We start from the raw sequence: 25495 nt of genomic DNA, 5'->3' as shown, positions 1-25495 counted from the left end.
TAAGAGAATGGGATATTTTTGACATAAAAAAACTCCCCCTAAGGTTCAACAGATTTTTATTTTTTAATCTGTCTACCTTATGGGGAGCATATCACTAGTGGTTTTGCACTCTTTTTTTGTTTGAAATAGGAAAAAATGAAGCTTAAATCAATTAAGGTTCTACTGTTCGTTATTCCGCGATAAACTTTAACAATTAAACATATCAACAAAAAAAGGAAATAGATAATAAGCGTAGAATATAGTTAATATTCGGAATTTTTAATTTACTATATTGCAAACAGGGGGAGATTGCTAGGTGGGGATTTTAGAAATAAAGGGTATAACTTTACGATTTGGGGGAGTCGTGTCCTTAGATCATGTATCTTATGAAGTGAAGGAGGGGGAGATTTTCTCACTTATAGGTCCAAACGGGGCTGGAAAAACAAGTATGCTCAATTGTATTAGTGGCCTCTATCGTCCATCAGAAGGATCAGTCCTTTTTAAAGGAGAGGAAATTACCCAATTTAAGCCTCATAAGCGTGCAAGCCTTGGAATCGCAAGGGCCTTTCAAAATATTGAATTGTTTCCGCATCTTTCTGTTTTAGATAATTTAATGCTAGGCAGACATGTCCGCATGAAAACCGGTGTTCTTGCTGGCGGATTATACTGGGGCAAGGCGCAAAGGGAAGAAGTCGAACACCGGGAAAAGGTTGAAAATGTTATTGATTTCCTAGAAATTGAACATATTCGGGATACGCCTGTCGGCAGGCTAGCCTATGGCTTGCAAAAACGTGTTGAAGTCGGGAGAGCCCTTGCATTAGAACCGGAAATATTGCTACTGGATGAACCGATGGCCGGAATGAATAGTGAGGAAAAAGAAGACATGGCCCGCTACATAATTGATATTCATGAGGAAATGAATACGACCATTATTCTAATAGAACATGATATGGGTGTCGTAATGGACCTTTCTGATCATATCGCTGTTCTAGACTTTGGAAAATTAATTGGTTACGGAACGCCTTATGAAATTCAAAATAACCAAAAGGTTATTGATGCTTATTTAGGAGAAGAAAATGTTGGATAAGCAGATAGGGGAGGTTTTAAATTGATGTCCAGCTCGAACAAGACATTTCCGAAAATTTTACTTGAGTGGGCAAGTAAAGCCGGTTCAAAAGTGGCATTAAGAGAAAAGGATTTTGGCATATGGAATGAAATTACATATGAAAAATACTTAGAAGAAGTTAAATTCCTCAGTCTAGGATTAGCCAAGCTAGGACTTAAGCGAGGTGATAAGGTAGCTGTAATAGGAGATAATCGCCCTGAGTGGGTCATGAGCGAATTAGCTGCCCAGTGCCTAGGAGGCGTTTCAGTCGGAATTTATCAAGAATCACTGCCAAGTGAAATTAGCTATATTTTAGACCATTGTGATGCTACCGTCGTTGTAGTAGAGGATCAAGAGCAAGTGGATAAAGTTTTTGAAATTCGCGAAGAGATTCCAAAGGTGAAGACGATTATCTACTATGATCCTCGGGGAATGAGAAACTATAAGGATGATTGTTTACTAAGCTTTAAGGATGTCCAAGCACTTGGAAAGAATTTTGAAGTAGAGTCTCCTTCATTTTTTCTATCAGAGGTAGAGAAAGGGAATGAAGAAGATGTTGCGATCTTTTCATACACTTCCGGGACTACCGGGAATCCGAAAGGAACGATGCTCACGTATAGGAACCTGATGGAAATGGCAAAAAACCTTTCAGACATTGACCCGCTTACAGAAAAGGATGAATATGTATCCTTCCTCCCGCTCGCCTGGATTGGGGAACAAATGATGACCATGGCGATGGGCCTTTATAATGGAATGACCATTAACTTCCCAGAAGAACCTTCCACTGTGTTAGAAAATCTACGAGAAATCGGACCTCAAGTGATGTTTTCGCCACCAAGAATCTATGAAGATATGCTTTCAAAATTTCAAGTAAAAATTCAGGATGCCGGCTGGCTAAAAAGAAAAATTTATCAATGGTGCAAGCCTATCGGCGTAAAAGTAGCGAGAGCACATTTTGAAAATAAACCAATATCTTTCAGTACGAAATGGCAATATAAAATCGCCGATTATTTAATGTTTAGCGCAATAAGAGACCACTTAGGCCTGCTAAATATGAAGCGTGCCTATACTGGAGGCGCTCCTCTAGGTCCAGATGTGTTCGAGTTTTTCCATAGTATCGGTGTAAATGTAAAGAGTATTTATGGACAAACAGAAGTATCTGGAATTTCCATCGTTCATCGGGACGGCGACATTAAATTAGACAGTGTTGGCATCCCCATTCCTGGAACAGAGGTGAAAATCTCTGAGGAGGGAGAAATACTTATCAAGAGCTCAAGCATATGTAAAGGGTATTACAAAAATGAAAAGTCTACAACGGAAACGATTCAATCCGGCTGGCTGCATACTGGAGATGCTGGGAGACTGGATGAACAAGGTCATTTATATGTGATTGATCGAATCAAAGATGTTATTCGCTTGCATTCAGGAGAAATGTTTTCGCCGCAATTTATTGAAAACAAACTGAAGTTCAGCTCATACATTCAAGAGGCGGTAGCGATTGGGAAAGACCGTCCATATGTGGTGGCGATGATAAATATTGATATGGAAAACGTTGGCAGGTGGGCAGAGAAAAATCAAATAAGCTATACGACATACACAGATTTATCATCAAAGCCTCAAGTATTAGACATGATCCAAAAGCAAGTTAATGAAATCAATCAAACATTACCAGAAAAAGCACGCGTGAGAAAATTTGTCCTTCTTTATAAAGAGCTGGATGCCGATGATGAGGAACTGACTAGAACGAAGAAGGTTAGAAGACAGTTTGTCGCAAAAAAGTACGAATCGTTGATTGACGGATTGTACACAGAACAAGGGCAAATTAATGTTGAAGGAAAAATTAGATATCGTGATGGAAATGAACAAACGATTCATACAACACTTCAAGTGATTTTCATGGATGAAGGTGAGGGAGCTGCTTAATGGCGTTTTTTTTGCAAATGCTTGTAACAGGCATCGTAGTTGGAAGTGTGTATGCATTGGTGGCACTGGGATTTGTATTAATCTATAAATCTAGTGATGCCATTAACTTTGCGCAAGGGGAATTTCTGTTAATTGGGACATATGTGTGTCTGACCTTAATAACTGCTTATAACATTCCATTTATTGCGGCATTGCTAATCGCGCTTATATTCAGTGCTGTACTAGGTTTTGTTATTGAAAGAATTGTATTAAGGCCGTTTATCGGTGAACCAGTTATCTCTATGATCATGGCGACAATTGGATTATCAAGTGTGTTAGCGGGAATCGTCCATATTATTTGGGGACATGAAACACGTGTGTTTCCAAAAATCTTCTCTGAAGAGCCCGTTCGTTTAGGGCAAGTTGTAGTGGCTCCTGTTTATTTATGGTCATTGGTCATTGTAATTATCATGCTGTTAATTTTCACTCTGTTTTTCAAATATTCAAAGCTTGGGATTGCCATGCGTGCAACAGCAGATGATCAGCAGGCTGCCATGTCAATGGGGATAAGTGTGAAAATGATCTTTGCAGTGGCTTGGGCAATAGCAGCAGTTGTATCAGCAGTAGGCGGTATATTGCTCGGAAATATTAATGGGGTTAATGCATCCCTTTCGGCTATTGGGCTTAAGGTGCTTCCTGTTGCCATTCTTGGAGGATTAGATAGTATCCCCGGGGCGATTATCGGAGGACTCATTATCGGTGTGATCGAAAGTATGACAGGGGGCTATCTTGATCCATTAGTTGGCGGTGGCTTAAAAGAAGTCATGCCATTTGTCATCTTAGTCTTTATTCTTATGTTCAAGCCATACGGTTTATTTGGCAAAAAAGAAATCGAGAGGGTGTAATCGGATGAAGAATCCATTTGTAATGGGGTGTGGAGAGTTCCATGTGAACTACAAGCAAGATATGGCCATATGGAAAATCACCCGCGTAAGAGTGCGTGTCTTTATCATGCTTGCGCTACTTTCTATCTTTCCGCTATTAGCGTCCGATTACGTCGTCGGTCTCGCGACTCTATGTGGAATTGCTGCCATCGGTGCCATCGGGCTTAATATATTAACCGGATTTACAGGTCAAATTTCCATTGGGGTTGGTGCCTTTCTAGGTGTCGGCGGCTACACATCAGCTATTCTTACGGCAAAGCTAGGCTTAAGCTTTTGGATTGCAATGCCAACTGCAGGGGTCATCACTGCAATAGTTGGAGGTCTATTTGGTTTACCATCGCTCCGCTTAAAGGGATTGTATTTAGCTATCGCTACTTTGGCAGCCCAAGTAATCATTCTCTTTGTCATTTCCAGATGGGACTCACTTACTGGCGGGACAGCTGGAATGGTTCTTTCTAGGCCAGAGATTGGCGGATTTGTGTTCAATAGTGAAACAAGCTATTTCTATTTAATATTTGTCGTCCTTATTATTACGACAATGTTTACATTAAATCTCTTCAGGTCAAGGGTTGGAAGAGCCTTCATCGCTGTCAGGGATCGAGATATTGCTGCGGAAGTAATGGGCATTGATTTATTTAAATATAAGGTACTAGCCTTTATTGTAAGTTCCTTTTTTGTAGGCGTTGCTGGGGCATTGCTCGGACATTACACAATGGTTGTAAGTCCTGAACTGTATAGCATTGGGGTCTCGATTGAATATTTAGCCATTATTCTTGTCGGTGGATTAGGCAGCGTGTTTGGTTCCATTTATGGCGCTGTTTTCATTACATTGCTTCCAGTTGTGCTGCGTTCAGGTGTAGAGCTGCTAAGCGGAGTTTTCCCTGATATCGCTAACGTTCTTGTGGGAATGAAGGAAGTGGTATTTGGTCTTGTTATTATCTTATTCCTCATTTATGAACCGCAAGGATTAGCGAAAATATGGAAAAACATCAAAGACTATTTTCGACTGTGGCCATTCTCGTATTAGGTGGTTAATCATTGGAGGTAATTTGATTTTACTTCTAATTTTTAATAATTTTCACACAAGTTAAGGGGGAAGAAGATGAGAAAGTTTTGGGCTGTGTTGTTAGTGTTAATGTTAGGATTGCTTGCAGCATGTTCAGGCGGTGAGAAAAGCTCTGGCGGTACATCTAGCGACACAAAAGGAACAGTAAAATTTGGCGGAATTTTTGATATTACAGGGGGAACCGGTGATGTTGGAACTCCTTATGCTGAAGGAGCGAGAGCATATTTTGAGCATATGGCAGATCAAGATATTAATGGATATAAGATTGAAATAGTCAGTGATGATTATGCCTATAAAATTCCAGAAGCTCAAAAACTTTATCAAAAGCTTAAATCAAAAGATAAGGTGTCAGCTATTTTGGGATGGGGAACAGGCGATACGGAAGCTCTTCGCCAGCAAGTGGCAACTGACAAGCTGCCATACATTTCTGGCTCTTATTCCGAAAACCTCAAAAATATAGAGGAGAGCCCATACAACTTCTTAGCAGCGGCAACCTATTCAGACCAAGCTAGATCAGCCTTGAAGTGGATAAAAGATAATCATAGCGGCGGTACCCCAACGGTGGCTTTGCTTTATAATGATACAGCATTCGGAAAGTCCCCAATTGAGGATGCAAAAAACTTCGCAAAAGAAAATGGCATTGATGTAGTTGATGAACAAATTATTGAGCTGCAAACGCTTGATGCGACTTCACAATTATTAAATATGGAAAAGAAAAACCCTGATTATGCGATTATTCAACAAACGTGGGGAGCAACAGCAACCATTCTAAAAGATGCCAAAAAGCTAGGAATTGATACGCAGTTTATTGGATTGAACTGGGCAGCAGGTGAAGGGTTGCTTCCAATTGCTGGTGATGCAGCTGAAGGCTTTATTGGTGTTGTGACACATGCATTTCCTTACGAAGATTTACCGGGATTAGCGGAGATTAAGCAGTATTTAGAAGGTAAAGGTGAAAAATTGGAAGACAAGAACCAAAAGTTCATCCAAGGTTGGGTATCAGCTAAGATTATGATTGAAGGGATGAAGCTAGCTGATGATCCGACATCGGGCGAAGGAATCCGCGGTGGCTTAGAAAAGCTTTCAAATCTTGATTTAGGCGGTCTAGCTGCACCAGTTTCTTTCTCGGCTGATAACCATGCAGGTACAAATCAAATCCGACTGGGAAAAGTAGAGAATGGTAAATTTGAAGTATTTACAGATTATATCGGCTATTAAATAGGAGTGGGGGCGTTTTAACGGACGCTCCCTTTTTTAAAAGTGATGAGCAGGAGGAATTGTATGCTGACGATTAATAATGTCGAAGTCATGTATGATCGGGTTATCCTTGTTTTAAAAGGAATGTCAATGGTCGTTCCTAAAGGAAAGATTGTTGCCCTATTAGGCAGTAATGGTGCGGGAAAAACGACTACTCTTAAAGCTATATCAGGTCTTTTAAAAAGCGAAAATGGTGAAGTGACAGACGGGTTTATCGAGTTGTACGGAGAACGAATTGATATCAGTGATGCCGAAACTATTGTCAAAAAAGGGATTTTTCAATGCATGGAAGGGCGTCGTGTATTCGAGCAATTAACGGTAGAGGAAAATTTAATAGCAGGTGCCCATACTCGCAAGGACCGCAAAAATATTAAAGATGATATCCAAAAGGTGTATCATTATTTTCCGAAGCTGGAAATGTTAAAAAACCGGCAGGCAGGCTATTTATCAGGTGGGGAGCAGCAGATGCTGGCTATCGGCCGGGGAATCATGGCAAAGCCTAAAGTACTATTATTAGACGAGCCTTCGCTTGGACTCGCTCCATTGCTTGTAAAAGAAATCTTTGCCATTATCAAGAAAATAAATGAAGAAGAAGGGACAACGATTTTAGTAGTTGAACAAAATGCGAATGTCGCGTTATCTATCGCCGATTATGGCTACATAATGGAAAATGGCCGCATTGTGATGGATGGTACAGTTGAAAGATTACTAGCTAATCAGGATGTTCGTGAATTTTATTTAGGGATGAGCGATAAGGGAAGAAAAAGTTATAAAGATATTAAATCATATAAAAGAAGAAAGAGGTGGCTGTAATGGAGGCATTGAAGGGCGTTATCCAATATGCTTATGACCATGCAAAAGGGTTCAAAGAGATCATGGATAAAGCTGACGTTTCTCCATATGATATTCAGTCAATTAAGGATTTGGAAAAAATTCCGGTATTAAAAAAGGATCAATTGCCTGGCCTTCAAAGTATGAATGCCCCATTCGGAAATTTTGCAACGATCCATGCTTCAGAAATGGCAAGAATATTTATGTCTCCTGGTCCCATCTACGACCCTCAAACAGATGAACAAGATTTTTGGAGGTTTTCGGAAGCTCTATCTATTGCTGGTTTCGGCAAAGAGGATATTGTACAAAATACTTTTTCCTACCATTTGTCACCTGCGGGCTTTATGTTTGATTCTGCTCTTAGAGAATTAGGAGCAACAGTTATACCAGCTGGAACTGGAAATCGTGAATTGCAAATACAGGTGATGAAGGATTTACGAGTGACTGGTTATGTCGGTACACCGAGTTTCTTTTCCATTTTATTAGATGCCATGGAGGAAAAAGGATGGATGCCAGGGAAAGAGATTCACATTAATAAAGTATTTTTCACAGCGGAAATGCTTACAACGGAAATGAGAAAAAGATGTGAGGACAGCGGAATATCAGTCTATGAAGGATATGGCACTGCAGATTGTGGCTGTATTGCCTTTGAGGATAAGAAAGGGCCTGGTTTATGTTTAACTAATACAGCGGTTATCCAAATTTGCGACCCCCATACAGGGAAGGAAGTTCATACAGGTGAAGGTGAAATTGTCGTGACTTTATATGACAAAAGCTATCCGCTCATTCGCTTTGGAACCGGCGATTTATCTCGCTGGGTGGAAGGATATGAAGGTAAGCGGATTGCTGGAGTTCTTGGCAGAGTGAGTGATGGAATAAAGGTAAAAGGGATGTTCGTTAGAGAAAAGCAGCTTTCCCTTGTATTGGAGGAAGCGGGGTATAGAATGTTTCAGGGAATAGTTTCGTGGGAACGCAACCAGGACGAATTCGAGCTATTAATAGAGTCTGAAGAGGAGATTAGCGAAAGTCTCGTTGGCAGACTACAAGATGTGATCCGCGTAACGCCCATTCTCAAGAGAGTCGCACCAGGTACGATTAATAAAGGTGATAAACGCCTAATTGACAAAAGGCTGTTAGATTTGAAGAATGCATGAAAAAGAATGAGGGGGAGTTCCTCTCATTCTTTTTCATGCATTATTTAAACATATCATTTAATTTTTCATAGGTTTCCGGATATTTTGCCTCATATTGCAAATACGTTGGAACTGGATAGCGGACACCGCCTTTATGCGTTTGCTTCAATCCATCAATAAAATTTTCGACTGTGGAGAAAGGAACAGTGAAGGCCATTTCATGATCATGTGTTTGTCCGAATACGCGGTCACCGTTACATGGAAGAATAACTTGCGGCTTGTCTGATTTCATAGTTTTAATAACAATATCTGCACAATCTGCCCTTGCAGTAAAGGATGAGGTAATTTCACCGCCCGTATGGTAAAGAGCTGCTGCGACCATGCGCATAACCTGGGCAGAATTCCCATATACAACAATCACATCAGGCTCAAATGCAGTACGGGATAAAGGGGCCATTAATACGGTTCCTGCTTCAGCTGTTGTAAACTTAGGAACAACTGACTCTGTAAGGGCGCCTAAATCACAAGTTTTTGTATACATCCCATCAGTTAAATTTCCTTCTGAATAATAGGGTAACTCCTCTTCAAATCCAAACGCGATCTTTGCAATCGGACAGGAAAGATCCTCCCGATCCATCGCTAATCCCCAGCCATATCTCCTTGCCATTGTGATACCTTGGCAGATACTAAATGTTTTTCCGAAGTCTTTATAAGGGCGTTTGACCCGATCAGGCAGGGCTTCTCCTTTTTTCATCACCCGAAGAGCTAACGGAAATGTATCTGGCCTCACATAGATTTGAATGGCTTCCTCTAATTCAGTTAATAATTTTTTGCTATCTGTTTGCTGCAAACTACCATCTCCCTTCTATTAATTAAATATTCTCTCGATTGTAGCTTTATTCCTTCCATCATCTACTAGAATATTACTCTGGCTTCTTTATAAAAATAGATTACTAACTTGCTAGTAGGGTAAACTCGACAGCTTATTGTATTAACCGACAGAATGTGATAAAAATAAACTAATCTGCGGACAGTTACATTTTTTACTAAATATACATGATTTTAGACGGGTTTTTATGATTCTTTTGGAATAAGGATCGTTCTTTTTACTTAATATTAATGGTTAAACAATTTAAAGGGGTGTGAAAATGGCTGGAATGTTTGAAGAAAATCAAGTGCAGCCATGGGTTAATTCGAAAGAGTTTTTTGAAAAAGGCCATAAAAATTATCAGTCCTTCTTAGGAATAGAAGAGAATATTCAGGAGATTAGCTCTTTCCTTGAAGACTATTCAAATCTAAAATTCGCACTTGATGTTTCAGCAATCGTAGCTGTTACGAACATAAAGGGAGAAATTATTTATGCTAACAACAAATTCTGTGAGCTTTCAAAATATAGCCGTGAGGAGTTAGTCGGAAAGGATCATCGTATTCTGAATTCAGGCCATCATGATAAGCAGTTTTTCAAAAATATGTGGACCTGTATTAATAATGGAGAAGTATGGGAAGGTGAGGTGAAGAATAAAGCAAAGGACGGGTCATTCTATTGGGTAAAGACAACCATCGTTCCACTAAAGGATCTCTCTGGAAAAACGGCTATGTTTATAGCCATACGGACTGATATTTCAGAAGGCAAATTTGCACAAGAAAAACTATTAAATGCCTTGCAAAATGATTACCAGCAAATTGTTGCTTCAATGAATAATCTAATCTTTAAAGTAGCTAAAGATCATGATCAATATGTATATACACTGAATGAGGGACAACTAACATATAAATTAGGTTTAGAAAACGGAAATATGAAGAATAAAAAGGTAGATGAAATATTCCCTAAAGAAATAAGCGAGAACTTAATTCAATATTATCATCAAGCCTTTTTAGGACGCCAAGTTACCTATCAATATCCATTTCGCGGGAGACAGATCTTAACTCAATTAACGCCAATTTACGAGCATGGAGAAATTAAAGAAATTCTTGGCTGTATGAATGATATTACTGAACTGCATCACGCCCAGCAGCAAGTGGAGTATATGGCTTATCACGATATATTATCTAGTTTACCTAATAGGCGAAAGTTTAGCGATGATTTAAATCACTTAATCTCAAATTCCCAAAGTCAGAATGAAAGAATGGCTTTACTATACCTCGACCTTGACCGTTTTAAACAAATTAATGATTCCTTCGGTCATGCAGTAGGAGATCAATTAATTACAAAAGTTTCTTTTTTGCTTAAAGAAGCTCTATTCCAAAAAGCGCAAATTTACCGTTTTGCTGGAGATGAATTTATTATTCTCTATCCACAAATGGATGATTATGATTGCGCAATACATTGTGCCAATCAAATTCTATCTATTTTTGATCAATCAATCAAGCTATTAAACAATTTAGAAATTTTCACTACATGCAGTATTGGAATTAGTATTTTCCCTGACCATGGCGAAGATGGTGAAACATTATTAAAAAATGCTGATTCAGCGATGTATAAGGCAAAATCAAAAGGCAGAAATACATTTAATATTTATGAAGAAGATATGTCACAGACACATGAGAAGGCGCTATCAATTGAATATCATTTACGAAATGCCATAGAGAACGATGAATTTGAGCTTTATTTTCAGCCAAAGATGAACTTAGTTTCGAAGGAAATGAATGGGATGGAGGCTTTAATACGCTGGAATAACCCTGATCTTGGAAAACTCTCACCTGATGAGTTCATTCCAACTGCTGAAGAAACAGGTTTTATTCATAAGTTAGATAAATGGGTGTTGGAAAAAGCTTGTCAGCAAAATAAGGAATGGAATGAATCTCTTTTTTCCAAGCCAGTTAGAATTTCAGTTAATATTTCTCCTCTTCATTTCCGGCTGCCTAATTTTCATCATGTTATTAAGCAAGTGTTAGATAAAACAGGGCTTGAGCCGCATCTTCTTGAAATTGAAATTACGGAAAATAGTTTCATTGACCATGCAGAGGAATGTATTTCCTGCCTAAATGAATTGAGAAAAATGGGTGTAACTGTAGCCATTGATGATTTTGGCAAAGGATATTCATCACTAAATTATTTACGTAAATTTCCCATTCATTCCTTGAAAATTGACCGAACATTCATTCAGGAAGTGGCAAAGAATTCAGATGATATTGCCATTGTTAAAGCTATTACGCTTCTTGCACATGAATTGAATCTAAAGGTAGTTGCAGAGGGGATTGAAACGGAGGAAGTCATCTATATTTTAGAAAAAATCGGTTGCGACGAAATTCAAGGATATTACATAAGCAAGCCGTTGCCAAAGCATGAGTTTGAAACGGCCTTCAGCCTTTAAAAAACAACAATCTTTGTTTTTGGACAGGTTTTCGAAATTGGCGCCTTTTTTTTCCTTATGAATCGCCCTAATATTCTTATTTTTTGCATGCTTGGCATAATATTTCCATTTATAGGAATCCTAAGAATGAGCTGATTTTTACGTCAAAGGTTTATTTAAAGGAGTCTTTCAATTGGAAATTCTTAATCATTTATTAAATACCTATGCTTCCTTTTTTGATTGGGAAATGTGGGGAAAAGTATTGTCTGATCCTGTATCATGGGGCTATATTGGAACATTAGTTATATTGGAAGGGTTATTATCTGCGGATAATGCCTTGGTTTTAGCTGTAATGGTCAAGCATCTTCCTAAAGAGCAGCAAAGGAAAGCTTTAACTTATGGATTGATCGGCGCCTATTTTTTTCGATTCATTTTCATTGGACTTGGAATGCTGTTAATTAAGTTTTGGTGGATAAAGGCTCTCGGTGCTGCTTATCTAGCTTGGATCGTCATTAAGCATTTCTGGATGGGTGAAGGCGATGAAGAAACAAGCGGCATGAAAAAAGATAGCTGGCTCGTCCGCACATTCGGAATCTTTTGGGCAACAGTTATTTCAGTTGAACTGATGGATTTAGCATTTTCCGCCGACAGTATTTTAGCTGCCTTTGCTGTTTCGGAAGAAGTATGGATATTATTAATCGGGGGCATGCTCGGCATATTAATGATGCGGACCGTTGCTAAAGTTTTTCTTGTCCTCATTGAAAAAGTCCCAGAATTAGAAAACACAGCATTTATCCTAATCGCCATTATTTCAGCAAAAATGTTTGCTAGTGTATTTGGATTTGAGTTGCACCATTTAATCTTTTTCGGAATTTTGATTTTAGCCTTCATAGGAACTTTTGTAATCCATAACATTAATAAGAAAAAACAAGATGAATTGCAATCGGCAGAAGAGTAGGAAGAAGCTTTCATAGAAATTACAAACTAGTTTTCCGACCAAATCAAGGGGTTTGGTCTTTTTTTGCGTTTACTAACTTTTTCATTATTAATGGATTGCTGAAATATTCCTAAAAAATTTTTTCTGGGCATTAATAAAAATATTCAAAATTTATAACAAACATGGTAAAATATACCTAAACTTAGTGATGGAGGGTTTTTAAATGGCAGAAATAGTGTGGGGGAGTCCAGCTAGTTTATTTTGTTTAGGTTTTTTCTTAGCGGGGCTGGGAGTTTTTATTAAGTTATCGAGATTGCCGAAAAAATAATATCCGTAATTCTATTTTTTGAACAAAACATAGAAATAGAAAATGGGGGCTGTCCAGAGAGTATTTTTTAGACTTTCTGGACAGCCTCTTGAAGTTGAAAAGGCAAATCTTTGCTATCATACTTAGATTCCTGAACTGAGATTAATTTTATTTTAAATATTCTGTAAATTATATATAATAAAATTGAGCGGCCGTTCGATCATAATGGGTGATAGGAGGAATTGCGTATGAAAAACTCTAGGGTTGTTTTCTTTGAAAGAACATATCCAAGTGCAAACATGGTTCTAATTCAGGATCAGCTCCCGGTCTTGATTGATACTGGTTTTGGGAGTGATGTGAAAAAAACTGAGCAATTAATTAAAGCTCATGGTGTTTCACCAGAAGAATTACACCTTATTGTGAACACACATTATCATAGTGACCATGTAGGTGGGAATTTTCATCTTCAAAAAAATTACGGTGTGAAGATTGCTGCTCATAAATGGGATGCCGATATGATTAATTCTTGTGATCCCGAGGCCTGTAGTGCGGAATGGTTAGATCAGCCTGTAGATCCCTATCGAGTAAATAGGAAGCTTTCAGATAACGATGAAATTAATACGGGAAGTAGAACATTTAAAGTCATGCACACTCCGGGACATACGTTGGGGCATATTTCTTTATATGATGTTGACGAGAAGATATTAATTTCCGGGGATCTCTTTCATAAAAATGATATCGGCTGGTTAAATATCTTTCGAGAGGGTGTTGCATCGATCCATCGATCTATCGAAAGTTTGGATCGGTTGTCCAAGCTCCAGATTAAGCAGGCATATTCAGGACATGGACCACAAATAGAAAATCCAGATGCTGCTATTGATTCCGCAAGGGCACGGTTTGAAAAGTGGCTAATGGCCCCAGAAAAAATCTCATGGCATGCCTGCAAAAGGATTTTTTCATTTACCTTAATCATTAAAAACGGATTGGCAAGAGAAGAAATCGATCAGTACCTGTTAAATTGTGGTTGGTTCCAAGACTTTGCACGTTACACTTTTCAGGTTCAGCCTGAGGAATTTATCCAAATTCTCCTCGAAGAAATGATTCGTTCCGGAGCAGCAAGCTGGCATAACAATCATTTAATGGCTACCGCCCTATATCAACCACCACAAAAGGAATGGATGAATAAGAACATTAAGCCTAAAAATTGGAAACCTCAAGATTTTCCCTCATAACTAAAAGTGTGGTGGCTTCTATCTAGGGTTGGCGGACATCTGTTCCTTTATTTGTGTCAAAATGGGTTAATTCTTTATGTTTGCGGACAGAGGTTCCGCAATTTTTAAAAAAGAAGTAATTTCATGTGATTTTTCTCAAATAGCGCATTCAGTGTCCGCTTTGCCTCCAAATTATAGCCTATTAATAGTAATAACGGATTCAATGTCCGCTCAAAATATGACTTTAAAGGGGAGAATAGAATTGTCTTTAAAAGTAGGCGATATTATTACATTTGAACGGAAATTCACTAAAGAAGATGTTGAAATGTTTACAAAAATATCTGGAGATGAGGGGAATCACCATGTTCATCCTGATGAACGGGGAACACTTGTCGTTCAAGGGTTGTTGACCGCTACTTTACCGACAAAAATTGGTGGTGATAACAACGTCCTCGCTCGTACGATGAATTTTGAGTTTTTAAGACCAGTTTTTACAGGAGATACGATTATATGTGAAGTAAGAATTGAGCAATTTGAAAAGCAGGATAATAATCGAACTCGCATCGCTGCTTCCTTTTTATGCAAAAATCAAAATGAGAAAGAAGTGCTGAGCGGGGATTTTTCAGGAGTGATCCTATAATTTTGTCTTGAACGGAACAAACGATTAAGAACTAGGAAATAACAAAGGAATTGAAATAGTGAGCAAGTACATATCATAATGATAAATTGCAAAGTCTATTTCCGAAATAAAAAGAGCATATTGTTCAAATTAATGTTACAGTTAGAAAGAAAATTTTAAAAGTGAGAAGGTAAACAACATGATAGAGGTAAAAACATCTTCACTAAGTGATGGAGAATTCAATAGAGGGGTATTTGCTACACATGATATCAAAAAAGGAGAGCTTTTACATGAAGCGCCTGTTATTTCATATCCAAACGAACAGCATCAGTACATTGAGCAAACTTTACTCGCTGACTACGCTTTTGAGTATGGGATCAATCATTCGGCGATCCTTCTAGGTTATGGAATGTTGTTCAACCATTCTTATGAACCTAATGCGATTTATGAGATTAATTTTGAAAATCACACATTTGATTTCTATGCTTTTACAGACATAAAAGCAGGAGATGAGATTCTTATCAATTATAATGGCGATGTTGATAACAAAGATCAATTGTGGTTTAATCAGGACTGAATGGATAGAAGAGATTCCATATTAATTGTGTGACTGATTCTGATATAATAAGAAGCTTAGGTAAATTACAAATATTGCTCATAACTAGATCGGATGCCAAGTATAGCCTCCGCGCAAAGGTAAATAGGGAGGTGTAAGAGAATGAATAAACGATGGACGATTGGTAAAATAAATGAATTTGTCGAGAAAAATTCGGATAGTAAGTTGCTAACAACGGAATATCACGGTTTTTCTCAGAAGTTATTATTTAAATGTGCATGCGGCAGCAATTTTGAGAAAACATTTACGAAATTTAAAAATAATCACCAACGTAAATGTGATGTGTGCCAACCGCCAAAAGCGTCACGCTAAATGTAACGAAGTGCGGATAAAAAAACAACGCTTGGAAATTAATTCCAAGCGTACAAATTTATTTTTTTTTTTCAATCTGTTACTTGTAGCTTCTCTACATTTACCCTTCCAGAAAAGAAGGTTGCTCCGCCGCCCATATCTGATAGACGATCTGGAGTAAGAGAGTTTACATGCTGTTTTTTTCCTGGAGCATCTGCCCATAAACCTTGGGAAACGACCACACCTGGAAGAACTAAATCTCCAACAGCTGCCTTCAGCTCACATTCTCCGCGGTTATTCCAAACACGTACAGTCTCACCATCTTCAATATTTAATTCATGTGCATCCTCAAGATTGATATGAAGCTTAGGTTCCTTTTCTAGAGTAACATGCTTCTTATTATTGGAAAAAGTTGAATTCAAGAAATTATGGTTTGGCGCTGGGACGAATAAAAATGGAAAATCTTCATCCTCATGAAGCTGGACATAGGTTGGAAGAGCAGGATATCCGTCTCTCTTCATTTGTTCAGAATAAAGTTCTATTTTTCCACTTGGTGTTGGCAGCTTTCCAGGAAATAATGGTTTTATATTTGCTTTCAAATAATTCTTTTCAAATAAGCTCTCAAAACTTATGTCCTTCGTATATGGATTACTAGGATTGTCTAAAGATTGCCGAATCATATCCTCTTCCGAATCTTTAAAGGCCTGTTCCTTAAAGCCCATGCTATCCGCAAGCAAACGAAAAACCTCTACATTCGATTTAGCCTCTTCGTATGGCTCAATCACTGGCTGCTGCAATTGGATGTAATGATGCCAATAGGAAGTATAGAAGTCCATATTTTCAAAGGATGAAGTCGCCGGAAGCACAATGTCAGCATATTTTGCTGTTTCGGTCATAAATAAATCATGGACAACGATAAATAAATCATCTCGCTCTAATCCTTTTCTAACTTTATTGCCTTCCGGAGCAACAACAGCTGGATTACTGCTATAAATAAACAAGGATTTAACTGGTGCCTCTAGCTCTAATAGTGCCTGGCCAAGCTGGTTCATGTTAATGATCCGTGTGTTTTTGTTTTCCAATAAGTCTGGACGTTGCAACCCTTTAGAATTATGAGCTAAATAACCAGAATTCCCTTTAATCGCGCCGCCGCCTTTTTCCAGCCATTGGCCTGTTAAAGCAGGGAGACAGGCGATTGCACGGATGGCCATCCCGCCATTATCATGATGCTGAAGTCCATTTCCAATTCGAATATAAGATGGGGCAGTTTCCCCGTACATACGAGCAAGCTTATAGATATCTTCCACTGGTACACCCGTAATTTCGGAAACGAGTGCAGGCTGGTACTGCTTTACATGTTCACGAAGTTCACGGTGACCGACTGTATATTCTTGTAAAAAATCCTCATTTATCATACCTTCATCAAATAAAATATGCATGATTCCAAGGGCTAACGCTGAGTCTGTTCCTGGTAAAATCGGGATAAACCAATCTGCAAGCCTTCCAGTTTGGTTTTTATGAACATCTATGACAACGATTTTTGCGCCGTTTTTCCTAGCCTTTTGGGCAAGTGCGACCTGATGCATGTTCGTGCTCACGGCATTAATTCCCCAAAAGATAATCAATTTCGAGTGGATGGTGTCCTCAGGATCAATCCCAAAGCTGCCTCCCATTGTGTACTTCATGGCTGTTGTACCTGCAGCTTGACAGATCGTGCGTTCAAGCTGCGATGCACCAAGCCTGTGAAAAAAGCGGCGGTCCATTCCTTCCGCTGTTAAATTACCCATATTTCCGTAGAAGCTATAAGGAAGAATGCTTTCAGGTCCGTCCGTTCGGATGAGCTCCTGCCAGTGAGAAGTAATGGCGTTAATCGCTTCCTCCCAGCTAATTCTATCAAACGTTCCTGAGCCTTTCGGGCCAGTTCTTTTCAGCGGATATTTCAAGCGATTTTCATCATGGATTCGTGCATTCATGTGACGCACTTTATTGCATATATTCCCTTTCGTGACTGGATGATTAGGATCTCCTTCCACTTTTACGATCTTTCCATCCTCTTTATGTAGAAGAAGTCCACATTGATCGGGGCAATCGAGTGGGCAAACAGATGGGAATACACCATTTCGCTCATGTACAAAAGAGGGCATGATTCAGTCTCCTTTTTAAATGGAATAAGAATAATAATATCATAGAATAGATTTATAGGAGTAGCAACAATTGAACCTGCAAGTTTAGTTTCAAATCATGTGAAATGGAGATAATATCTCAATGGAATAGCACAATTTGGAATAACTTTGTTATGATTTATACGAATAGACTTATACAAATGGAGGATTGACATGAATTATTCAGCTAGCAAGAAAATTCGAGATAGAGGATATACAGTAGGGACAATGAAAACTGGAAAGAAAAATTGTATTACAGATGTTGAAGGTGTAAAGGTGGGTCATGTAACGCTTGATTTTCCAATGGATGGGGATGATTATGCGTGCACAGGAGTAACAGCAATACTTCCGCACGGCGGTAATCTTTTTCAAGAAAAGGTAGTTGCTGCAAGCTATGTGATCAATGGATATGGGAAAACAGCTGGACTTATTCAGGTAAATGAGTTGGGGGTTATCGAATCGCCGATTATGTTAACAAATACATTTGGCGTCCCAGCGGTAACTCAAGGGACATTAGAATATATGCTTGAAATGAACCCAGAGATTGGGGATACAACGGGAACGATTAATATCGTAACAGGCGAATGTAATGATGGGATCTTAAATTCCATTCGCAAATTCCCTGTTCAATCAAGTCATGCGATTGAAGCCATTACATCCGCAACACCGAATCTTGCTGGAGAGGGTGCAATAGGTGCTGGCAAGGGAATGGTTTGCTTCGGATATAAAGGAGGAATTGGAAGTTCCTCAAGAGTAATCTATGATGAAATGGAAAAAAAGGAATACATAATCGGGTGCATGGTATTAACAAATTTCGGATCTAAGGATGAGTTGCCAAAGGAGAAGTTTTCTCATGGTGAGCTTAATGGGAATAGTATTTCGAAAACATCTGATGGATCGATCATCATCGTACTGGCAACAAATATTCCATTAAGTGATCGACAGCTTGAGAGGGTAGCAAAACGGTGCGGCATCGGGCTTGGACGAACAGGAAGCCATTTTGGCCATGGCAGCGGAGATATTGTCATTGCTTTTTCAACGGCTAATAGAATTTCTCATTTTTCCAAAGAGAACTTTGAAACAGGAAGATTTATTAGGGAGGACCAGCCCATTTTTAACGAAATATTTACTGCAACCGCTGAGGTCACGGAGGAAGCGATTTGGAATTCTCTTTCACAAGCTGAAACCACTCATGGGAGAGAAGGAAAAGTGGTAGAGAAACTTTTTCAGTTTTAGATAAAAAATAACAAATTATTCCCTATCTTATTCCCTAAATTTCTGTCGGTTTGGCCGTTGTTTCGACATTATTCTCATTTTGTTTTCAGATTTCACCCTGTCGAAAGTATCATCTTTCAAATACTGTTCGTAAGGAGATAAATGATAGAGGTGTTTTGTACTAAATTTTTATGTTGTTGGGGGATTGAAAAAAGTGTCAGTTCCCCCTTAATATATATTGTTTATACAGTTTCTGCCTATTATTGGATAAGTTAACTCCAATGGATATAGCCTATTTTGTCTGATAACTAGGTCAGTCACTCTATTAACACAGTTTCTCTCAAATCGTACAATGAGCGTGTAACATCAAAAAAGAATTGGGAGGAACGTTTATGAGCTTAAAAAAGAAGGTACTTTCTGTTTCATTATCAAGTTTAATGGCGTTAGGGGCAGTAACAGCTGTTTCGATGCCAGCACAAGCTGTTGGAAATGGGCCAGGTGCTGGGAACGGTTCAATTCAAACATCCATTCTTCATACATATGATAGTTTAGTTGATTATCTGAAAACCCAGGATGCTAAGCAACAGGCAATGGCGCTTGAGGTAATTGGCCAAACAGTCAAAGGCCGTGATATTTACATGGCAAAATATATTTCGAATCCAGCTAATCCAACTATTTTATTTCTAACTCAGCAGCACGGAAATGAACAGCTTACAACTGAAGGTGCATTAGAATTTATTAAACATCTGGGAACAGGTAAGACAAAAGGTGTGCTTGATCATGTAAACGTTCTCATTATTCCGATGTTAAATGCCGATGGGGCGATGGGAGATGTTAATTTCTCTCTTGATAATTATTTAGCGGATGGTGATCGACATTTAACACGCTACAATGCAAATTATATTGATTTAAACCGTGAGCATGATAAAGCCCCTAGTCAAATGGAACCTGAAGCAAGGGCGCTGCATGAAAATGTTCTTCAAAAATACAAGATTGATTATTTGATTGACCTGCATCACCAAGGGACATTAAGTGAAACAGAAGGACAGCTTGTTTCTGGTTCCATCCTTTATCCGACAAGTCCTAGTGTAAAGCCTGAAGTGTTAGAAGGGTCTAAAAAGTTAGGGTCAGTCGTATATAATGCGATTCAACCGACAGGCTGGGGACATCTTGGAAAATATTCTGGAGGCTCGACTAATAATATTGGCCGTAACGGAATTGCTGCTTATTATGATGTTTCTACATTATTGTTTGAAATGCGCGGCATGTCTGATCATTATATTGAATCTTATGCGATTGGCCAAAAGAGTAACGGCTATTTAATTAAACAAACGATTACTACACTAGATGCAGCTGTTCGAGCAATCGCTGACGGATCAATCGACTCGGCCGATACAAGCTTTTGGGATACACTTCCTACACAAAAAAGTAGACAAAGTGAAGAATCCGACGAATAAGATGTAGGTTAGTAATGTGAAGTTAATAAAAGATTCATACAAATTAAAATAACGTTCCGACTTGGAGCGTTATTTTTTACGCAAATTTAATTAATCTAGATGGCGGAAGAAGTTAATGCGGACAGTAAATCCGTTATTTTCATTAAATGACCCTAATTAATGGGCTAAGCGGACGCGGGGTACGTTATATACGAAAATTAACAAGGAATCACCGCTTTTTTAGAAAATAACGGATCCTATGTCCGCGTTCCATAGGATTTATCTAATTTTAGCTAACATTACGGAACTGGTGTCCGCAAACGCATTTTTTACAAGTTTTGTTTCATTGTATTCCATGAACATATGTCATTGCGCAGTCAGACAAGTTCATTCCAATCCCCGTAATCGCCGCTGCCGTTACAGCCTGGACAATCGAGTAAATTGCCATAATAGGCAAATTCATTCGCAGGGTAAGGCATAAATCCTCTTCCATAGCATTCAGGACATTTGTTCATTTCCTTCATTTGGGTAACATGGTTTTCATACCTTGCAGCTCTCCAATCATTAAATGCTTTCACAAGACCCATTCTTTTCTCTCCAATCTTTTTTATCTTAGTTTTTATTAAAATCTTTATTTTTATACAAAGAGATTAAATAGGCTTTTACTTTCGTAACAATACCCAAACGCTTTTCATACTTTGTTGAGGAAGGGTATGGGTGCGTTAACCTATTCATTATGGCTAAGCCGTGATTATTCTTTGTTGCTAGACACCTGTATAAAAAATAGGGAGGCTATGCAAATGTATGATTTTCAAAGAGATCTGCAAATGTTGAATGTTGGTGATTTCTACGCAAACGCGCCAATTCCTTGGGATCCGAATCAGGTTCCTATGGATCGGCAATTTGGACTTTTGGGTTTTGGCTCTTGTTTTGGTTTAGGGTTTGGTTCTTGTTTCGGATTTGGTTCCTGTTTCGGATTCGGTTCTTGTTTCGGTTTCGGATTCCGTTGCGGCGGTTTCGGTCACTGTGGCGGCTGCGGACGCTGCGGCGGTTGCGGTCACTGCGGACGTTGCCGATAATCATTATTTAGTTTTCTACCCGAAAAAAGTGGTTGTCAGCTGAGGAGACTTTGCCCCTGCATGAGTTGTTTTGCCGGGGCTTTTCCCTAAAAGTTTAGACATATGGGACATCTTGCAGTACATAGGGTAATAGTGAAAATAATATGTTTGTTGAAGTAAGCTCACGGGTAAGGAGGAGCGAAATGACGAATTTAATCCCGTCTATGCGTTTAAAAGTGAAAGGGGATACATCTTATTTCCCAGATCGAAACAGTGGAGTATATTTTCGTAATAACGTAAGTTCGTTTCGGATGGAAGGCAGTATGATTGATAAGTGGGTTGAAAAGTTAATGCCAATGTTTAACGGGGAGCACACGTTGGCAAATTTGACTGACGGATTGCCGGGTCCATATCGGGATCGGGTGTATGAAATTGCACAAGTACTTTATCAAAACGGATTTGTAAAGGATATAAGCCAAGATCGTCCACATCAACTGACAGATCAAATAGTTAAAAAGCATGCCTCACAAATTGAATTTTTAGACAGTTTTGGCGATTCGGGTGCGTACCGTTTTCAAGCCTATCGTCAGGCTAAGGTTTTGGCAGTTGGCTACGGTCCTTTTTTTGTTTCCTTAATTTCTGCATTGCTCGAATCAGGTTTGCCAAAGTTTCATGTGCTGATTACGGATTCGGTCCAGACTAATAGGCAGCGAATAATGGAATTGGTGGCACACGCACGTAGATCAGACCCAGAAGCAGCTGTAGAGGAAGTTATCCTTCAAGAGAAAGATGGGAGTTCCTTACGGGAAACTGTGCAGGCTTATCAAGCAATTTTATATGTCTCGCAAAATGGGGATATAGAGGAGCTGCAAGATCTTCATACAATTTGCAGGGAAGAAAAGAAGGTGTTTATACCAGCTGTTTGCCTTGACCAGGTTGGACTTGCAGGTCCTTTAGTGCATCCAGATTCTATTGTATGCTGGGAGTCAGCTTGGCGTCGCATCCATCAATCTGTATTTTTTAGAGACCAGCAACAGATAAGCGCCTTCTCATCTACTGCGGGAGCGATGTTGGCTAATGTGATCGTGTTTGAATTATTCAAAGAGAGTACGAAAGTGAGGGAATCGGAACAGAATAATCAAATCTTCCTGCTAAATATGAATACATTGGAAGGAAGCTGGCATTCCTTCGTGCCGCATCCGTTGGTCGCTAATGGTGTGTCTGCTGAATGGGTACAAGATATAGACTCACGGCTTGAACGCAGCATAAACAAAGGTGAGTCGAGCAAATTACTCTACTTCTTTAGCCAGTTAACATCAACTGAATCAGGTATATTTCATATTTGGGGAGAGGGGGATTTAAAGCAGCTGCCGCTTGCTCAGTGCCGTGTTCAGGCAGTTGATTTGTTGTCGGAAGGACCAGCAGAGGTGCTGCCAGAGATGATTGTTACCGGTTTGACGCATGAAGAGGCACTGAAAGAAGCAGGATTGTCAGGAATTGAGGCTTATGTCTCACAAACTGCTAATCTACTCATTTCATCTTTGCCCCCACACAAGGGCGTGGATAGCAGTTTGGCAGTTCAGAAGAAATTGATTGGGTTTGGCGCAGGGGAAACATTTGCTGAAGGTGTTGGCCGCGGATTGCAAAAATGTTTGGTTATGGAATTAAACCAACAATTGGACCATCAGAAAAATTCGGTCTCACGGGTGGGCATAAGTGAGATAGAAGATGAGTGTTGCCATTATTATTTACAGGCACTAAAGACGATCCGGGGAGAACCAATAATAGGCTTAGGGCAGGAAGTGGCCGGATTCCCAGTAGTATGGATTGGTACGAACGGAAGCTGGTATGGCAGTGTAGGATTGAATATCACGGGGGCGTTAAGAAATGTGCTGCAACATGTACTTTTAATTGAACAAAATCAAGCAGCTTCCGATTCAACAAAGGTGTTGGAGGTTTCAAGCGTCCGTCTGGAAGAAAGGGAGCATCGAAGACTTGTTATCCATGATTGTGAAGTGTCAACAGAACCAGCCTTGCTTCATACCGCAATAAAAACACTCGAAAGAAACCACAAGCAGCTTTTTGTCTTTGAAGTAGAGTCGGAGCCATTATTGAAAGCGGGACTGGAAGGGATTTATGGTGTGATGATTCGGGAGGTGGAATCCCAGTGAGTGCTGTTGTTGTAGTGGTCGGAAGAGGATTGTTGGCAGACAGCGTTTCTACAGAACTATCCACTCAATACGAGATCGTTCGCCTAGCTGATTTTGAGACAGATGTACCACAAGAGGCTAAATTGGTTCTTGTAATGCACGATACTTGGAATCCCTCTGTTCACCAAAAGGCGGAAGTGATCTTGCAACTAACCGGCATCCCTTGGCTGCGAGGATTCGTTTCATTCGGCGAGGGAGTTGTCGGTCCATTAGTTCAAAAAGGCAAACCAGGGTGCTCCCAGTGTGCAAACATTAGACGTCTTTTGGCCGGACGGGATCGTAAAGAGATGTGGGAGATTGAGAAGAGACTTGTTAATCAAGAAGAAAAACCTCGTGATCCTTGGGCGTCGAGAACGGGAATTTTACAAATGACATACCTCATTGAAGATGAGGTGCAAAGCATTTTGCAAGGTGATAAGTCGCGATTGGAAAATCATGTATTATTAATCAATCTAAAAATATTGAAGAGTTCACGGCATTTCTTTTTGCCTGACTCGTTGTGTGCGGTTTGTGGAAAATTACCTGACGATTCAGCGGCAGAGGCCCGAATTTCGCTGCAGCCCAGTCCAAAAATCAGCCATGGCAGTTACCGCACCCGATCAATGGATGAACTGAATAAGGTTCTTGTCAAAGAATATTTGGACCATCGGACTGGCTTTTTAAATGGAAAAATGTATGACGTGAAGACACCCTTTGCCGATGTAGGTGTCAATTTGCCGTTGTTCTCTGGAGACGAAGGAGTGGCAGGCAGGACAAATTCATATGCGGTAAGTGAATCGACAGCTATCCTAGAAGGTTTGGAGAGGTATTGTGGATTATCTCCCCACGGCAAGCGGACAGTAGTCTATGATTGTTACCAAAATTTGAAACATCAAGCACTCAACCCTCTCCAAGTAGGTGTACACACTGACGATCAATATTCACAACCTAAGTTCCCGTTTGAACCATTTCATCCCGAACGCTCAATGAATTGGGTATGGGGCTATTCGCTACTGCAAGAGCGTCCGATTCTAGTTCCGGAGCTGCTTTCTTATTACAGTTTGGGCTGTGACGGGGGATTTGTCTATGAAACTTCAAACGGATGTGCTTTGGGAGGAAGTTTGGAGGAGGCCATTTTCTATGGAATGATGGAAGTGGTCGAGCGTGATTCGTTTTTGATGACTTGGTATGCTAAGCTGCCACTCCCTCGTCTTGACCCAAATTCTGCAAACGACCAAGAATTACAATTGATGGTCGAACGTGCACGTGCGGTTGCAGGATATGATTTGTATTTTTATAACTCGACAATGGAGAACGGAATTCCAAGCGTATTAGTGGTGGCGAAAAACAGGAAAGAAAAGGGACTCAATATCATCTGTGCTGCTGGTGCGCATTTGGACCCAGTACGAGCGGCAAAAAGCGCGATTTACGAATTGGCAGGTATGATGCTGACTCTTGACGAAGATTTTGAAGCGGGCAAAGAGGAGTATGTGCGAATGCTGCAAGATTCTTCGCTTGTACGGAAAATGAATCATCATGGGATGCTATATGGATTACCACAAGCGGAAGAGCGCCTGCAGTTCTTGTTGAACGAGAATCGTCCAATGCGGACGTTTGATGATGAATTCAAATGGAAGTCAAAGCATAAAGACTTAACCGATGATTTGCGTGATATTTTGCTGGAATTTCGCCGATTAAATCTCGATGTCATTGTGGTTAACCAGACGGCACCGGAAACGAAAAGAAACGGTCTGCATTGCGTTAAAGTGCTCATTCCGGGCATGTTGCCGATGACGTTCGGACAGCATCTTACCCGGGTAACTGGGCTGGATAGAGTGTTAAAAGTACCAATGGAACTTGGCTACTCGAAACAACGGCTGTCATATGAGCAGCTCAATCCATATCCGCATCCGTTTCCATAAGCGGCTGCTGGGAGGTAAATTA

General features: G+C 39.7%; 21 protein-coding genes. 18 read left to right on the top strand and 3 right to left on the bottom strand.

Features of this window, described 5'->3' with window-relative positions; genetic code table 11:
• The first annotated feature begins 295 nt into the window (after positions 1–295).
• From AR328_RS19685 to AR328_RS19655, 7 genes are all read left to right on the top strand, one after another.
• A complete protein-coding gene (locus AR328_RS19685; protein ID WP_066300452.1) occupies positions 296–1066 on the top strand; it encodes an ABC transporter ATP-binding protein in 771 nt (256 codons plus the stop codon).
• A gap of 24 nt (positions 1067–1090) precedes the next feature.
• On the top strand, positions 1091–3007 hold the full coding sequence (locus AR328_RS19680) for an AMP-binding protein (protein ID WP_066300450.1): 1917 nt from the start codon (positions 1091–1093) through the stop codon (positions 3005–3007).
• Complete coding sequence (locus tag AR328_RS19675) at positions 3007–3891, top strand: branched-chain amino acid ABC transporter permease (protein WP_066300448.1); 885 nt, start codon at positions 3007–3009, stop codon at positions 3889–3891. Before AR328_RS19680 ends, AR328_RS19675 begins: the two co-directional genes overlap by 1 nt.
• 4 nt (positions 3892–3895) lie before the next feature.
• Positions 3896–4957: a branched-chain amino acid ABC transporter permease gene (locus AR328_RS19670; protein WP_066300445.1), complete on the top strand. Its 1062-nt coding sequence runs from the start codon at positions 3896–3898 to the stop codon at positions 4955–4957.
• Positions 4958–5032: 75 nt separating this feature from the next.
• Positions 5033–6214, top strand: a complete 1182-nt coding sequence (locus tag AR328_RS19665; RefSeq protein WP_066300443.1) for an ABC transporter substrate-binding protein — start codon at positions 5033–5035, stop codon at positions 6212–6214.
• Between the two features lie 63 nt (positions 6215–6277).
• Positions 6278–7066 carry an ABC transporter ATP-binding protein gene (locus tag AR328_RS19660; protein WP_066300437.1) on the top strand — a complete coding sequence of 263 codons (789 nt, stop codon included), beginning with the start codon at positions 6278–6280 and terminating at the stop codon, positions 7064–7066.
• Positions 7066–8238, top strand: a complete 1173-nt coding sequence (locus tag AR328_RS19655; protein WP_066300436.1) for a phenylacetate--CoA ligase family protein — start codon at positions 7066–7068, stop codon at positions 8236–8238. The genes AR328_RS19660 and AR328_RS19655 overlap by 1 nt, the downstream gene beginning before the upstream one ends.
• A gap of 40 nt (positions 8239–8278) precedes the next feature.
• On the opposite strand, the gene AR328_RS19650 is transcribed toward AR328_RS19655, so the two are convergent.
• On the bottom strand, positions 8279–9067 hold the full coding sequence (locus AR328_RS19650; protein WP_066300435.1) for a DUF169 domain-containing protein: 789 nt from the start codon (positions 9065–9067) through the stop codon (positions 8279–8281).
• A gap of 298 nt (positions 9068–9365) precedes the next feature.
• Here AR328_RS19650 and AR328_RS19645 point away from each other — a divergent pair, with 298 nt between their 5' ends.
• The 6 genes from AR328_RS19645 to AR328_RS19620 all read left to right on the top strand — a co-directional run bounded on the left by AR328_RS19645 (position 9366) and on the right by AR328_RS19620 (position 15512).
• Positions 9366–11531, top strand: a complete 2166-nt coding sequence (locus AR328_RS19645; RefSeq protein ID WP_066300433.1) for a sensor domain-containing protein — start codon at positions 9366–9368, stop codon at positions 11529–11531.
• A 172-nt stretch (positions 11532–11703) separates the two neighbouring features.
• Positions 11704–12468, top strand: a complete 765-nt coding sequence (locus AR328_RS19640; RefSeq protein WP_066300431.1) for a TerC family protein — start codon at positions 11704–11706, stop codon at positions 12466–12468.
• Positions 12469–13002: 534 nt separating this feature from the next.
• The gene (locus AR328_RS19635; RefSeq protein ID WP_066300429.1) at positions 13003–13986 is read left to right on the top strand and encodes an MBL fold metallo-hydrolase; all 984 of its coding nucleotides are present in this window, start codon (positions 13003–13005) and stop codon (positions 13984–13986) included.
• A 241-nt stretch (positions 13987–14227) separates the two neighbouring features.
• Entirely contained in the window at positions 14228–14605 is a 378-nt protein-coding gene (locus AR328_RS19630) for a hotdog domain-containing protein (RefSeq protein ID WP_066300470.1), read from the top strand.
• Positions 14606–14783: 178 nt separating this feature from the next.
• On the top strand, positions 14784–15161 hold the full coding sequence (locus AR328_RS19625) for an SET domain-containing protein (protein WP_066300428.1): 378 nt from the start codon (positions 14784–14786) through the stop codon (positions 15159–15161).
• 141 nt (positions 15162–15302) lie between these two features.
• Positions 15303–15512 (top strand): AraC family transcriptional regulator, encoded by a 210-nt coding sequence (locus AR328_RS19620; protein ID WP_066300423.1) that lies wholly within the window; start codon positions 15303–15305, stop codon positions 15510–15512.
• A gap of 71 nt (positions 15513–15583) precedes the next feature.
• Here the strand turns inward: AR328_RS19620 and AR328_RS19615 are convergent, their stop codons facing one another.
• Positions 15584–17635 carry a molybdopterin oxidoreductase family protein gene (locus tag AR328_RS19615; RefSeq protein ID WP_066300420.1) on the bottom strand — a complete coding sequence of 684 codons (2052 nt, stop codon included), beginning with the start codon at positions 17633–17635 and terminating at the stop codon, positions 15584–15586.
• 192 nt (positions 17636–17827) lie between these two features.
• Here AR328_RS19615 and AR328_RS19610 point away from each other — a divergent pair, with 192 nt between their 5' ends.
• Positions 17828–18889 carry a DmpA family aminopeptidase gene (locus tag AR328_RS19610; protein WP_066300418.1) on the top strand — a complete coding sequence of 354 codons (1062 nt, stop codon included), beginning with the start codon at positions 17828–17830 and terminating at the stop codon, positions 18887–18889.
• A 371-nt stretch (positions 18890–19260) separates the two neighbouring features.
• Positions 19261–20325: a M14 family zinc carboxypeptidase gene (locus AR328_RS19605; RefSeq protein WP_066300415.1), complete on the top strand. Its 1065-nt coding sequence runs from the start codon at positions 19261–19263 to the stop codon at positions 20323–20325.
• Positions 20326–20681: 356 nt separating this feature from the next.
• Here the strand turns inward: AR328_RS19605 and AR328_RS19600 are convergent, their stop codons facing one another.
• Positions 20682–20891 (bottom strand): methionine aminopeptidase, encoded by a 210-nt coding sequence (locus AR328_RS19600; RefSeq protein WP_066300411.1) that lies wholly within the window; start codon positions 20889–20891, stop codon positions 20682–20684.
• 213 nt (positions 20892–21104) lie between these two features.
• On the opposite strand from AR328_RS19600, the gene AR328_RS19595 reads away from it, so the two are divergent.
• From AR328_RS19595 to AR328_RS19585, 3 genes are all read left to right on the top strand, one after another.
• Positions 21105–21383 (top strand): heterocycloanthracin/sonorensin family bacteriocin, encoded by a 279-nt coding sequence (locus AR328_RS19595; RefSeq protein WP_066300408.1) that lies wholly within the window; start codon positions 21105–21107, stop codon positions 21381–21383.
• Between the two features lie 182 nt (positions 21384–21565).
• Positions 21566–23533: a putative thiazole-containing bacteriocin maturation protein gene (locus AR328_RS19590; protein ID WP_066300405.1), complete on the top strand. Its 1968-nt coding sequence runs from the start codon at positions 21566–21568 to the stop codon at positions 23531–23533.
• The gene (locus AR328_RS19585; protein ID WP_066300398.1) at positions 23530–25473 is read left to right on the top strand and encodes a TOMM precursor leader peptide-binding protein; all 1944 of its coding nucleotides are present in this window, start codon (positions 23530–23532) and stop codon (positions 25471–25473) included. The genes AR328_RS19590 and AR328_RS19585 overlap by 4 nt, the downstream gene beginning before the upstream one ends.
• Positions 25474–25495: the final 22 nt, after the last annotated feature.

The organism is Bacillus sp. FJAT-29937, from assembly GCF_001509555.1.
Lineage (GTDB): Bacteria > Bacillota > Bacilli > Bacillales > Cytobacillaceae > Cytobacillus.
This window is presented reverse-complemented; position numbering and strand designations above follow the sequence as displayed.